Raw genomic sequence first — 13,519 nt, forward strand, 5'->3', positions numbered from 1 at the left:
AGATTATAAGTTGTAGTCGTTTACGCTTAAATCTAACAAAGGATTGTGTCGTCTTTATTTAGATTTAATATAAACAACGCAAAGGTATTGTTCTACTTGTTACGGTGCAAATCTTTTTGGACACTTTTTTAAAAAAGGTTGGGGGGCATAGGAGGGATAGCGGAGAAGCATTGCTCTCTTGCTTTTTCGCAAGAGAGCAATCGAAGCGATAGCAGAAACTTATTTCTTGATAAGCCAAAGTCGGTTTACCCAAAGTGGGAGTCGGCTTTCCGATTGGAATTCGAAGGTATATTCGCCCGGCTGCTTGATCGTAAATTCACCCAGGCGTTGATCCACAAATTCTTCCACATAGTTTTTTTCGTTAGGCTCTACAACAACTTTGCCGTTGGGCGGCGCGGTGGCATCGATGTGTTGATCCGCACATCGTATGCGCACGGGTAATCCTTCCTCATTTGGATTATGTGCTGAGAGATCGATGCTATACGTCCCAGCTTCAGGTAGGTATATGGACCAGGTTATCTTTTCATCGCGCGTGTTTATATATGTGGGCCGCTTCCCATCGTATCTAACAAGCTTTAGATTTTTTGCCTCTTTTGCGTTGATGCCGTTCAACGCGAAGCCGCCGAAGGTTGATTCGGCAACGATGCGCTGATCGAGTTGGATTGTTGAGTAGGTAACCTTAACAACGGAAACAAATGGATCGGGCTGCTCGGTTGGTAACTGAATATGAAGAAGAGGGCCATGTTGGTCAAACGAACACGGTAGCGTTTTGTTATGCACGAGCAATTCTACTTTTTCAGGTTGGCTGCTCAACCCTGTCACACGAAGAACATGATCCAAAGGCCAATTAAAGACGTGTAAATAAACAATATTCTCGTTTTTTTTGCGCGTGATTGTGCCCCAGTCATGCTGCTTTGCATGAAATTGCAGTCCAGTATTTCCATAAACCGATTGGCCGTATTTACTTAACCAGCTTCCGATATCATTCAGCCGCGAGATACTTTCATAGGGTAAAGAACCGTTGGCGCGAGGGCCAATATTCAAGGTAAAACTTCCGTTCAGCGCTACGTTGCCGATCAACGACTCAAAAAGTTGCCCTGTCGATTTCCACTCTTTCTCTTGACCGTTATAGCCCCATGAATGTGCTATTGTTCCCGGAGTCTCCCAAGGATGGTCGGTATAGGTTGTGCCAAACTGATTGTCGCCCAACGTTTCAAAGTCTACGAATTCACTGTTGGTTTCCAAACTTAGTCTGGAGTTGATGAGGCAATTCGGTTGCAAGGTCCGAATAAGGGATGCTGCCTGTTCAAGTTGTTCTTTTTTAAAAATTGTACGTTGGTAGGGTATCCACATGTCAAACCACATAACCGCGATATCACCGTAGTTGGTTAACAGTTCCCGCAGTTGCGGTATCGCTTTTTCCTGCCAGTACTGATCAAACTGTGCATCGGTAACATGCCCTGTCAATTCTTGATTATGATCCCAAGCATAGGGATGCTCCCAGTCGATCCAGTGCGAATAGTAAAAGCCAAGCTTCATGTCGTGCTTGCTGCAAGCATCCGCTAACTCTTTAATGACGTCGCGCTTGCTCGCTGAAAGTTTGGGCAAAGAATAGTCGCCCACCTCGGTATTCCATAGTGCAACGCCATCGTGGTGCTTTGCTGTCATGATAATATATTTCATGCCGGAGTTTTTCGCGGCAATTACCCATTCTTCTGGATCAATACGATCCCAGTCAAATCTTTTTGCCAATTCGCCGTATTCCGCTTTCGATATCCGATTTCGGTAGCGTAGCCATTCCGCATAATTATTTAGATAACGCAATTTCTCGCCTTTCCACATGCCCTCCGCAGCGCTGTATAATCCCCAATGTATAAACATTCCATAGCGCGCATCTTCAAACCAGGAACTTCGTGGAGATTGGGCCTGTGCCAGTGGTGAGTGAGCGATAAACTGGAGGAAAAACACGAGACATAAAAAGATATTAAATTTCTTCATGGTAGCTTTTTTTTGGTTCTGCTTGGCGTAGTGTGCATGCTTAGCAAATAGCCAGTCTAAGTTAAGTATATTTTTTATTTCTATGGAAACGATATGGACAGTTTTTAAGCGATGAATTATGTAAAAATGAAGGGATAATATTCTTTTTGTCTGCTAAAACGTTAATTTAGTGGAGTGGTTGGGGAAGTTTTGTTGTCAAATTACAGTCCTTCCTCGTTGTGTGTATATTTTATATAAACTATATCATTTCTTATTTATGATCGTAGCAAAAAGTTTCGTCAAGAAACTCGTTTTTTTAAGTGCGCCATTACTTGCGTTTCATGCGTGTGGTGTGCAATCCGACGTTCCGCAGGCGGAGGTAGTAACGCAATATGTAGATCCCTATATAGGAACTGGCGGACACGGACACGTGTTTGTCGGCGCGAATGTGCCTTATGGCGCGGTTCAGCTCGGCCCTTCCAATATATCTACCGGATGGGATTGGGTATCCGGCTACCACATATCTGATTCCACGATCATCGGATTTTCTCATCAGCATTTGAGTGGCACAGGTATAGGTGATCTGGGCGACATCGTTTTCCTGCCGTTTACGGGTGATGTACGTTTCGATCGCGGCGAGGCTGGAAATCAAAAGAGTGGCGCTTACTCCGTGTTTAAACGCGAAAGTGAGCGGATACGTCCGGGATATTACGCCGTACATCTTGATCGGTTTAACGTAGACGCAGAACTTACGGCTACGGCGCGGGTGGGCTTTCACAAATATATTTTTCCGCAGCAGGCAACCCCCAAAGTATTGATTAACCTCGATGCGGGGATTGGCTGGGAAGGCGAAAAGGAAGGGCACATTATTCTGGAGAACGACTCGGTTGTATCGGGATACCGGTATTCCATGGGATGGGCTAAAAACCAGAAGATCTATTTTACAGCGACGTTTTCGCAACCGGTTGTCAAGATTCGTTTGGCAGATAGTACTGCTGTGCAACCGGGGGATAGTATCCGGGTAAAAAGAGCCTATGGCGAGCTAACTTTCGCTAATAATGAAGCTAACAAAGCATTGTTGGTAAAGGTTGCGGTTTCACCGGTTAGCATCGCCAATGCAAAGTTGAACATGCAGGAAGAGCTTGCGGGCTGGGATTTCGACGCTACCCGACAAGCGGCTGATCAGGCATGGAATGAAGAGCTTACCAAAGTGAAGATCGAGACGACGGATACGGTGGCGCGCAAAATTTTCTATACTGCGCTTTATCATACCATGATCGCGCCTTCGCTTTTCAATGATGTGAATGGAGATTATATGGGGTCAGACTTTAAGCCACATCGCCTAGCGTCGGGAAATAATTATACAACGTTTTCACTATGGGATACCTATCGTGCAGCGCACCCGTTGATGAGTATTATTCATCGTGATCGGTTGCCAGATATGGTGAATACCATGCTGCGCATCTATCAGGAACAAGGTAAGCTTCCGGTGTGGCACTTGGTAGGCAATGAAACCGACTGTATGGTGGGCAATCCAGGCATTATCGTCGTAGCGGATGCCTACCTGAAAGGTGTAGAGGGCTTTGATAAAGATTTAGCCTATGAAGCCATGAAGGTATCGGCCATGAAGGACGATCGCGGATTGGATTCGTATAAAAAGTATGGCTACGTTCCTTATGATAAAGAAAAGGTTGAATCAGTGGCGAAAGGTCTAGAATTTGCCATAGCCGACTGGAGTTTGGCGCAAGTGGCAAAACTGCGCGGTGCCGATGAAGATTACCGCTATTTCAGCGAACGGAGTCAGGCCTACAAGCATTATTTCGATAAGGATATACAGTTTTTACGTGGGAAGGATTCGCAAGGAAAGTTCAGACCCGGAAAATTTGACCCATTTCATTCTGCACATTTAGCTAACGACTATACCGAAGGGAATGCTTGGCAATATACTTGGCTTGTGCCCCATGATGTAAATGGTTTTATCGATCTATTTGGGAGCGAAGAGAAATTTATCAATAAATTGGATTCGCTTTTTGTCGTCGAAGGTGATCTGGGCGAAGAAGCATCGCCTGACATCAGTGGCTTGATTGGACAATATGCACATGGAAATGAGCCGAGCCACCACGTTATTTATATGTATCCTTTTGCAGGCCAGCCGTGGAAAGCTGCCGATCGGGTGCGCCAAACACTGGCAACGTTGTATACCGACAAGGTGGACGGACTATCGGGGAACGAGGATGTCGGACAAATGTCGGCCTGGTACGTCATGTCGGCGTTAGGTTTCTATCAGGTTTCTCCGGCTGGCGGACCCTTTATCTTTGGAAGTCCGCTCTTTGATAAGGTAACATTGGCTTTGGATGCTGGAAAATCATTGACAATTGTTGCGCATAATAACAGTAAAGAGGCGAAATATATACAGTCCGTAAAATTGAATGGGAAAGCTTATGAAAAGTCCTATATAAGCTACGCGGATCTGATACAGGGTGGGCAACTGGAATTCGAGATGGGCACAACGCCTTCCACGACGTTTGGTGTGGCGAAAGAGGCAAGACCAACATCGGTTCAATAAGCTATCGGCAAGCGAACGCTAAAATTTATCACAATAGAAGAGATGGCGAGCGTCAGCTCGCCATCCTTATGAAAGCATATAATACGAATGAAAATTAAACACTTACTTATTTTGGGAATGTCGGGCTTGTTGCTAACTGGACAAGCGCAGGAATTGCCCTACAAGAATAGTAAACTGCCGGTTGCGGATCGTGTGGAGGATTTGATTAGCCGCATGACGGTCGAAGAAAAGGTGGGGCAACTTTCCAAACTATTGGGATGGGAGATGTATGAGAAATCGGGAAAAGCGGTACGTGCCAGCCAAAAATTAAAAGATGTCGTAAAACAGCAGCACATTGGCTTGTTATGGGCGACGCTGCGCGCGGATCCCTGGACACAAAAAACATTGACTAACGGGTTAAGTCCGAAGGAAGCTGCGCAGGCCACGAATGCCATCCAACGCTTTATGCTGGATAGTACGCGCTTGGGGATTCCGCTGTTGCTATCCGAGGAGGCACCACACGGGCACATGGCCATTGGAGCAACGGTGTTTCCGACGGCTATCGGCCAGGCGAGTACCTGGAACCCAACATTAATCCAAACGATGGCGAGCGCCATTGCACGTGAAACATATGCGGTAGGTGGTAAAAACGCCTATGGCCCCGTGTTGGATTTAGCGCGCGATCCGCGTTGGTCAAGAACGGAGGAGACCTATGGTGAAGATCCCTACCTTATTTCGCAAATGGGCCAAGCCATGGTGAAGGGCTTTCAGGGCGAAAAAATTGGCGAAACGGATAAAATTATTTCGACATTAAAGCATTTTGTGGCCTATGCCGTACCCGAAGGTGGGCATAATGGCGGCAGCGTAAGTGTTGGCGAGCGATCATTACTACAGTATTTCTTGCCTCCTTTCGAAACGGCTGTCAGAGCAGGTGCCGGATCAGTCATGACGGCATACAATTCTATAGATGGCGTTCCCTGTTCTTCAAACCCTTGGCTGCTGAACGAGATCTTGCGTAAGCAGTGGGGTTTTGAGGGTTTCGTGGTATCAGATCTATTGAGTATATCGGGGTTGAACGGCGGTCATGGTACCGCTACAGATGCGGTTGATGCAGCCCAACAGAGTATCAACGCTGGTCTCGACGTTGACTTGAGCGGTTCTGGCTACAATCAGAATCTGTTGCAAGCCGTGAAAGATGGCCGCGTAGATCAACAAACGTTGGATAGGGCAGTGGCACGTGTGCTGCATCAAAAGTTCGCCTTGGGACTGTTTGATCGTCCATACGTCGACGAAAAGGCCGTCAATAAGAAGGTCGGTACGCAAGCGCATATCGACCTCGCCAGAAAAGTTGCGCGTGAAACGGTTGTACTGTTAAAGAACGAACAAAACCTGTTGCCCTTAAGTAAATCCCTGAAACGGATCGCCGTGATCGGCCCGAATGCCGATAATATATACAATCAATTGGGCGACTACACAGCGCCACAACCTGAGGAAAAAGTAAAAACGGTACTTGCCGGAATTCGCGCTGCGGTATCTAAAAGTACGCAGGTCGATTACGTAAAGGGTTGTGCTATCCGCGATACCTCCGCTTCTGATATTGCAGCGGCAGTAGAAGCAGCCGCTCATGCTGATGTAGCTATCGTGGTGCTGGGCGGGTCAAGTGCGCGCGATTTCAAGACATCTTATCAAGCTACCGGCGCCGCCAACATTGCGAGCGGTGCAAGCGCGTTGAGTGATATGGAAAGTGGTGAAGGATTTGATCGTGCAAGTCTAGATTTATTGGGCGACCAACTTGCGCTGTTGAAAGCGCTGCAAGCAACGGGCAAGCCAGTGATTCTGGTTACCATCATGGGGCGACCGTTAAATTTAAATTGGGCGGCAGCGCATGTTCCTGCGATTGTGAATGCCTGGTATCCGGGGCAGGAAGGCGGTATGGCGATTGCTGACGTGCTCTTCGGTGATTACAATCCAGCAGGTAGATTGCCTATTTCTATTGCACGTTCTGTGGGGCAGCTTCCTGTGCATTATAACCATACGAAACCCAAGCACCACGACTATGTGGAATTTGATGCGAAGCCGCTTTACGCCTTTGGTTACGGGCTAAGCTATACGGAATTTGCCTACAGTGACCTTCGCGTAACGCTTGCAGAGCAGGCCAATGACTTCGCTTGTACAGTAAAGGTGAATGTTAAGAACATCGGGTCTCGGGATGGAGAAGAAGTCGTACAGCTATATGTCATTGATGAAGTAAGTAGCGTGGTTACGCCCGTCAAACAGCTGAAGAAGTTTAATCGAAAAGCTATTAAGAAAGGCGAAACACAGGAACTTGCCTTTGTACTTTCTAAAGAAGACCTCAAGCTATGGGGCTTGGATAAAAAATGGAAAACGGAGAAAGGCAAATTTACGCTGCTGCTGGGCGCTTCTTCCGACGATATAAGGTTGAAAGGTGAGTTTGTGTTGGCAAATGATTACACGCATTAACCCGGCTTTTATGCTAACAAACAAGGCCCTGTGCATATCGAACATGTACAGGGCCTTTGTGTTTCCCGATTCTAAAACGTCACGTATCGTTGTTTTACGCATGCGGAACGGACTGTTAAACCTTAATATAAATCTTCTTCTTATCGAGTAAGTAGCAAATACTCCACATCAACGCCAGAAAGCAAAGCGCGTAGGCAAATGATCCTACTTCCGGCGGGCCGGGAATCTTTGCGCATACATATTTGTAAAACCAAGCGAGTGCCTGCGTGTATTGCGGAGATCCATCTTCGGCAAAGCCGTCGGGAATACGAAATAGCCCTAAAAAGCGTGGCAGAAGTCCGCTAAGTACAAAAATGAACAACGGATTTTTCCCAAAGACATCGAAAAATTTTGTGAGCTTGTTCTTGACCCCTTGCACTTCAATATACCAAATCATGGTGCCGATGGTAAGCGTTCCCAATCCAATGGTGTAAAGTACATAGGAACTGGTCCAAATTTTTTTATTGATTGGAAAACCCATTGACCAGGTCCAAGCCAGTACAAGCAGGATAAAGCCCGTGACAAAAAGACCGGCAAGTAACTTGAAATGTGGCTCTTTACTTTGTGGCACCTTTGTCCAAAGCCAATCCACTTGTCCCTGTTGTTTGATAAATACCCCAGCTAAGTAACCAAATACCACCTGAACGATGGCAGGAACGGTGCTGGCCAATCCTTCTGGGTCGAAGGGTACACCTTCCCCCTTGTACATGTGAGGAACACCGAGCACTGCTTTGTCGATGTTTGTACCAAACCAGCCCGCTAAGGAATAAGGGGCTTCTCCACCTAGATATGCCGTGACCCCCCAGTAGACGAATAACAAGATGGCTGATACCAGAATGAGCTTTCTCGGTTTCAGGTAGTAGGCCAATATCGAGGCAAAAAAATAAGCGATTGCGATACGCTGTAAAACACCCAAGATGCGTACGCCCCGTTCGGGATTGGTTGAGCTTACCCAGCTTTTAAACTGTAGGCCATTGTCTACCCACTCGACAAAGGGCCACCAGTTCAACAGTAAACCAATAGCAAAGATAAGCACGGTTCGCTTGATTACTTTTTTCCAAAATACGGTGTCGCCGGCTTGTTGCAGCCTCGGAATTACGAAAGACATCGCATTGCCGACCGCAAACAGGAAAAATGGAAACACCAAGTCTGTCGGCGTACAGCCGTGCCAAGGCGCATGTTTAAATGGTGCAAAAATATGGCTCCATGAACCGGGGTTGTTGACCATAATCATGAGCGCCACGGTCGCACCCCTAAATACGTCCAGCGAGTAATAGCGTATAGGTGTCTTTTCAGTTGTCATTGGGTATTTGTTAGTTTCAGGGTAAAGGTACAATTTGCACGAAAATTTAAAAATAGAAGATGTGGAAAAAAATGCCGCGTTTATTTTTCATGATTACTAGAATTATATATTTCTATTATTCACTTTCAGGAGAATTTATAACATAGTAGGATATTCGCCGCACTATTTGCTAAATGGTTTTTTTGTACTTCAATTTGAATTGTACTCGCTATTCATGCGCTGCTTATGATATTGGGGTTATAGAAAAACATGTAAGAAATATGTTACAACTTTTTAAAATTTTTAAAAAGTATTTGGAAGATATCCTTTTGCCATATATATTTGTCATAACTAATTAACTAACTAATCACGTGAAATTGTGGATAGCCTAAAATCATCGATATTAAAGCATCTGTACTTTAACAGTACACAATCCATTGCAGAAGTCAGCGATGGGATCGGTAAAAGTATTCCCCTCGTGACCCGTGCAATCAACGAACTTATGGACGATGACCTTATCGCCGAAATCGGTTTGCGTGCGTCGACCGGTGGACGACGAGCGATGAATTTCGCGTTGCATACTGTCGCCCATGGATGCTTGATTGCTGTTGCGATCGATCAGTATTCCGTTAGTGTAAGCGCTTTTGATCTGGAGAACAGTCCGCTTAGCGCTGTCGTGAAAAACGCTATTGAACTAAAAGAGGAAGAGCAGGTCTTTGCGATTATTGTGAATATGATCGAGGGGCTCGTTGCCGACATGGATGGCCGTGCAATCTTGGCGATTGGAATCACATTGCCTGGCTTTGTCGATGCCCAAACCGGTGTGAACAACTCCTATGCTCCGGCTTCATCCTTGCATGCGTTGCGCGAAAATATACGCGAGCGCTTCCACATTCCCACCTATATTGAAAACGATTCGTCGGCCATTGCCATTGCCGAAAAATACTTTGGCGCAGCGCGATCTGTTGACGACGCACTCGTGATTAACCTGAATTGGGGTGTAGGCTTAGGCATGGTCATCCAAGGCGGATTATTTCGCGGACATAGTGGTTTCGCAGGAGAGTTTAGCCATATTCCATTGGCCGATGAGAATAAGTTGTGCTCCTGTGGGAAAAAAGGCTGTTTGGAGGTAGAAGCCTCGTTACACTGTGCAATCGACGATATTCAGGAATCTTTGGCCAACGGCGAACGATCGTATCTGGAAGATATTTTTTCACAGGAAAAAGGCATCCAATTCGAACATTTGTTGATCGCCTACGAGAAAGGGGATCAGTTAACCATTCGTGCGATTAAAAAAATTGCGCATATGTTGGGCAAAGGCATCGCCACGTTGATTCATATCTTGAATCCACAAAAAATCATTGTAAGTGGTCGTGGTGCTGCTTTTGGCGAAGCGTTGGTTCCACAGATTCTATCGGCCGTGCAAGAATATTGTATTCCGCGGTTAGCACGGCAGACAAAATTAGAGATTTCTGACATGGCTGACGTGCAGCTTCTTGCTTCTGCGTGTATCGCCGTGCAACAGCTCGAATGGAGTAAAAAAACGAACAATCAACTGTCGGATAAAACGGCTTAAACGATCAGGTTTCTGTTGTGGGATCTTAATGTGTGTGAAGATCAACACAGGAGATAGCGACATCATGTATCCGCAAATTTTAACAACGTCGCTTCAGGGCTGCCTTGTTTGTGTGCTGCGGTCTTTAGATGAATGAACCGATAATTAACAAAACATAATTATACATAACTACGAATCCAAAAATCAAAACCTTACCCGTCGGGATGACGCGTAAAGACCAAATTATTACAACACTAATAAACTAATCGAAAATGAGCAAACTTTACAAAAAAGGTTGCATCTTATCGCTGTTGATGTTGATTAGCATCAGCACGTTATTTGCACAACAATCTGTTACGGGGAGAGTAACAGACACGAACGGAGCGCTCGCGGGTGTTACCGTTGTCGTTCCCGGAACCAACCGAAGCACCCAAACGGATGCACAAGGAAGCTTCAGCATTCAGGCAGCTCGGGGCGAAAAATTACGTTTTTCAACAGTAGGGTATGTAGCCCAAGAAGTTGAAGTAACTGGTCAAACCGTAAACGTTACCTTACAAGAAGACGCCGGCGCGTTGGATGAGGTTGTTGTGACGGCGCTTGGTAGAAGTGTAGAACAAAGGAAGCTCGGATACGCAATTTCTACAGTCAAGGGGGAAGATATCGTAAAGTCCTCACCGACCAATTTCGCATCGGCTCTGTACGGAAAAGCTACAGGTGTTTCAATTAATACGAATGCTGGCGGGGGAAATTCCGCTGTTAGTATTGATATCCGGGGAAACATGAATTCCATCAGCTTTCAAAGACAGCCGCTAATCGTTGTAGATGGCGTTATTACTCGAAATGAGGAGGTCAACAACCAAAGCTTTTGGGATGATCAGCGCATAAGAGGAAACGGTATTTTAGATATAAATCCTGAAAATATCGAAAGTATCAATATCTTAAAAGGAGCTGCTGCATCTGCCCTCTATGGGTCGGATGCTGCTGCCGGCGTCGTCGTTATTACTACAAAAAGTGGAAAAGGATCTCAAGGATTTGGTGTAGATTTTAGTCTTTCTCAGGGTATTGAACAAGTGGCGATGTTACCGGATTATCAATATGACTTTGGACCGGGATACGCGAGATCTGTGGGCGGAGTACAGAATGATGGATTTATTCACCGTACAGTTTCCAACGGTAGGATTTGGTTTGGAACGCCGAATCAGTCTTCAACATTAAACATAGCTGCCCCAAGTCAGTACAACGAAGGTGATATTGTTTTACAACCGCGATTTAGTGCTTGGGGACAATTCGGCCCGCGATTTAATGGACAGGAAGCTATTTTTTGGGACGGTCAAATACGAAATTATGTAGCCTATAAGGACAATTATAAAAAGTTCTACCAAGACGGCCGCAGTGGTATTTATAATGTGGCGATTTATAATGCAAATGAAAAGTCTAACTATAGATTATCTTACACGCGGAATAGCTATCAGGGCGTAATGGAAAGTGGTCCGCAAAATAAAAATACATTCAACCTTAACTCCACCTATCATATCACACCGAAGTTAGATGTTAGTGTTATAGCGAATTATGTCAATGAGCATATTAACAATAGGCCCTATATGATAGATCGCATGACGAATAACTACACCGGGTTTTTGAGCGCTGTTAACAACATTGATTGGTTCGAAAAGTATTATAAAACTAGTCAGGGATATAAATATGTAACTGCAGCGGACAGGGCACAAAATCCGGAAGAGGCTTTCCTGTTAAGCGTAGGTGGCGGTGATTATATGGATTACCTTTGGACACAAAGGGAAAGACAATATGATGAGTATAACAACCGTCTGATGGCTACAGGGAAAATAAACTACAAAATTTTGGATAACCTAAGTATACGTGGTACTTTAGGAACCGACTTTACAAGTTTTCATTCGCAAAACAAAGAGCCCAATACGATTCCTCTGCATATAGGCACATCTGGTCATTACAGCGTAGAAAATAATAGATATAATATTCTATATGGTGATATCCTATTGTCGTATAACCTTAAAGTTTCTGAGAAAACAGCACTTAACTTCCAAGCCGGTTACCAAGGCCGGGAAGAAACCTATAACTACTCTTCAGCTAATACGGAAGGAGGACTCTCTCAGAGAAATTGGTTTTCTATGAATGCCTCAAACAGTGCAACCCGGGGATACGCGCGCAGAAGGAATCTAGTAAAAGATGGCCTTTTCGGTGTAGCCGGACTTGAATTTAATAACTATCTATTTATAGAAGGTTCAATTAGACAGGAACGGACATCCACATTAGCCACTGGCAATAACGTGTTTTACTATCCTTCTATTAGCAGTGCTTTAGAATTAAGCAATCTCTTCAAAATGCCAACGTTTGTAAGCTATAGCAAGTTACGGGCGTCCTTTGGCGTTGTCGGAAATCCGCCTGATCCGTATACTGCTAATGTCGTATACGATGCTCGATCTGTATCTGGAACACCTACATTGGTATTGCCTAATACATATGGGAATGATAATCTGCAAAACGAAACTAAACGAGAATTTGAGGTAGGGCTGGAAAATACTTTCCTAAACAATCGTTTAGGACTGGATTTAACCTACTACAATAACCAAATTGTAGATATGATCGTTCCTTTAGACGTCGCATTCTCAACAGGAACATCTAAGATCATGCAGAATGTGGGAAATATGAGAAACTACGGATTAGAAATCGGTTTAAATTTTACGCCTGTAAAAAATGAAAATTTTTCGTGGGATTCTAGAATCAATTTTGCTTTCAATCGTAATAAACTTACAAAGCTTGCTGAAAATCTTGAAATGTTGGAGCACAGTAATGTGGACAACGGTTCACTTTATGTACGATCCGAGGTAGGCAAAGCTGCTGGTGATATTTTTACATATGATTTAAAGAGAAATGCCGATGGCGATTTACTAGTAGACGGCCGCGGATTCTATATACCAGATTACGATAATTTAATAGTTGCTGGGAATATCCAACCAAAAACTGTAGGAGGATTTATTAATGGTTTCCAATACAAATCTTTCTTGATTAATACGGTTATCGATTTTCGCTTTGGCGGCCAAGTTTATTCTCCTTCAATCCAATACGGACGAAGTGCAGGGATGTACAAAGAAACACTATTCGGTCGGGATGAGCAGACTGGTGGTATTCCATATTATGTAGGTACCGATGGCAGATTTGTTGATGCTAGAAATGGTGCTCCTTCAGGCGCTACCATCTTTCATGATGGTATTGTTTTGGATGGTAAAAACGCCGACGGTACGGCAAATACAAGCGTCATTGAAGCAGGAGAATATTATAGGCTATCCAACTATTGGGGTAGCTACCCTGGTGCGGCTAGAACAGGCACTTATAAGTCTGCTGTCTTCGATAACGACTTTATTAGAATGCGGGAAATATCGTTGGCATATACATTACCAGCACCTTTTGCGAATCGGATAAAAGCAAAAAATGTAGTTGTGTCGGCTTATGGCAGAAATTTATTTTTCATTCATAAAACGATTCCACACTTAGATCCAGAAGCAACCCGGGGCACAAATTGGATATCGCGAGCTAACATAGGTAACGCGGGAGTTGTTCCCCGATCCTTCGGATTATCATTGAGAGCATCGTTTTAAAAGAA

The 13,519-nt window shown here is 44.7% G+C and carries 6 protein-coding genes; 4 read left to right on the forward strand and 2 right to left on the reverse strand.

Annotated features, from left to right (window positions below; genetic code table 11):
* Positions 1–219: 219 nt before the first annotated feature.
* Complete coding sequence (locus B0I21_RS03440) at positions 220–1,998, reverse strand: alpha-L-fucosidase (RefSeq protein ID WP_133639085.1); 1,779 nt, start codon at positions 1,996–1,998, stop codon at positions 220–222.
* A 256-nt stretch (positions 1,999–2,254) separates the two neighbouring features.
* On the opposite strand from B0I21_RS03440, the gene B0I21_RS03445 reads away from it, so the two are divergent.
* Both B0I21_RS03445 and B0I21_RS03450 read left to right on the forward strand, forming a co-directional pair.
* Complete coding sequence (locus tag B0I21_RS03445; RefSeq protein WP_133639086.1) at positions 2,255–4,543, forward strand: GH92 family glycosyl hydrolase; 2,289 nt, start codon at positions 2,255–2,257, stop codon at positions 4,541–4,543.
* An 87-nt stretch (positions 4,544–4,630) separates the two neighbouring features.
* Entirely contained in the window at positions 4,631–7,003 is a 2,373-nt protein-coding gene (locus tag B0I21_RS03450; RefSeq protein ID WP_133639087.1) for a glycoside hydrolase family 3 N-terminal domain-containing protein, read from the forward strand.
* A gap of 115 nt (positions 7,004–7,118) precedes the next feature.
* Here the strand turns inward: B0I21_RS03450 and B0I21_RS03455 are convergent, their stop codons facing one another.
* A complete protein-coding gene (locus tag B0I21_RS03455) occupies positions 7,119–8,345 on the reverse strand; it encodes an acyltransferase family protein (protein WP_133639088.1) in 1,227 nt (408 codons plus the stop codon).
* A 358-nt stretch (positions 8,346–8,703) separates the two neighbouring features.
* On the opposite strand from B0I21_RS03455, the gene B0I21_RS03460 reads away from it, so the two are divergent.
* Both B0I21_RS03460 and B0I21_RS03465 read left to right on the forward strand, forming a co-directional pair.
* The gene (locus B0I21_RS03460; protein ID WP_133639089.1) at positions 8,704–9,900 is read left to right on the forward strand and encodes an ROK family protein; all 1,197 of its coding nucleotides are present in this window, start codon (positions 8,704–8,706) and stop codon (positions 9,898–9,900) included.
* 251 nt (positions 9,901–10,151) lie between these two features.
* Positions 10,152–13,514, forward strand: a complete 3,363-nt coding sequence (locus tag B0I21_RS03465; protein ID WP_133639090.1) for a SusC/RagA family TonB-linked outer membrane protein — start codon at positions 10,152–10,154, stop codon at positions 13,512–13,514.
* Positions 13,515–13,519 lie beyond the last annotated feature (5 nt).

Source organism: Sphingobacterium paludis, from assembly GCF_004364125.1.
GTDB classification, from domain to species: domain Bacteria; phylum Bacteroidota; class Bacteroidia; order Sphingobacteriales; family Sphingobacteriaceae; genus Sphingobacterium; species Sphingobacterium paludis.

Coding starts and splice junctions, on each gene's coding strand:
- B0I21_RS03440 (WP_133639085.1), bottom strand. CDS start 1,998: ATGAAGAAATTTAATATCTTTTTATGTCTCGTGTTTTTCCTCCAGTTT.
- B0I21_RS03445 (WP_133639086.1), top strand. CDS start 2,255: ATGATCGTAGCAAAAAGTTTCGTCAAGAAACTCGTTTTTTTAAGTGCG.
- B0I21_RS03450 (WP_133639087.1), top strand. CDS start 4,631: ATGAAAATTAAACACTTACTTATTTTGGGAATGTCGGGCTTGTTGCTA.
- B0I21_RS03455 (WP_133639088.1), bottom strand. CDS start 8,345: ATGACAACTGAAAAGACACCTATACGCTATTACTCGCTGGACGTATTT.
- B0I21_RS03465 (WP_133639090.1), top strand. CDS start 10,152: ATGAGCAAACTTTACAAAAAAGGTTGCATCTTATCGCTGTTGATGTTG.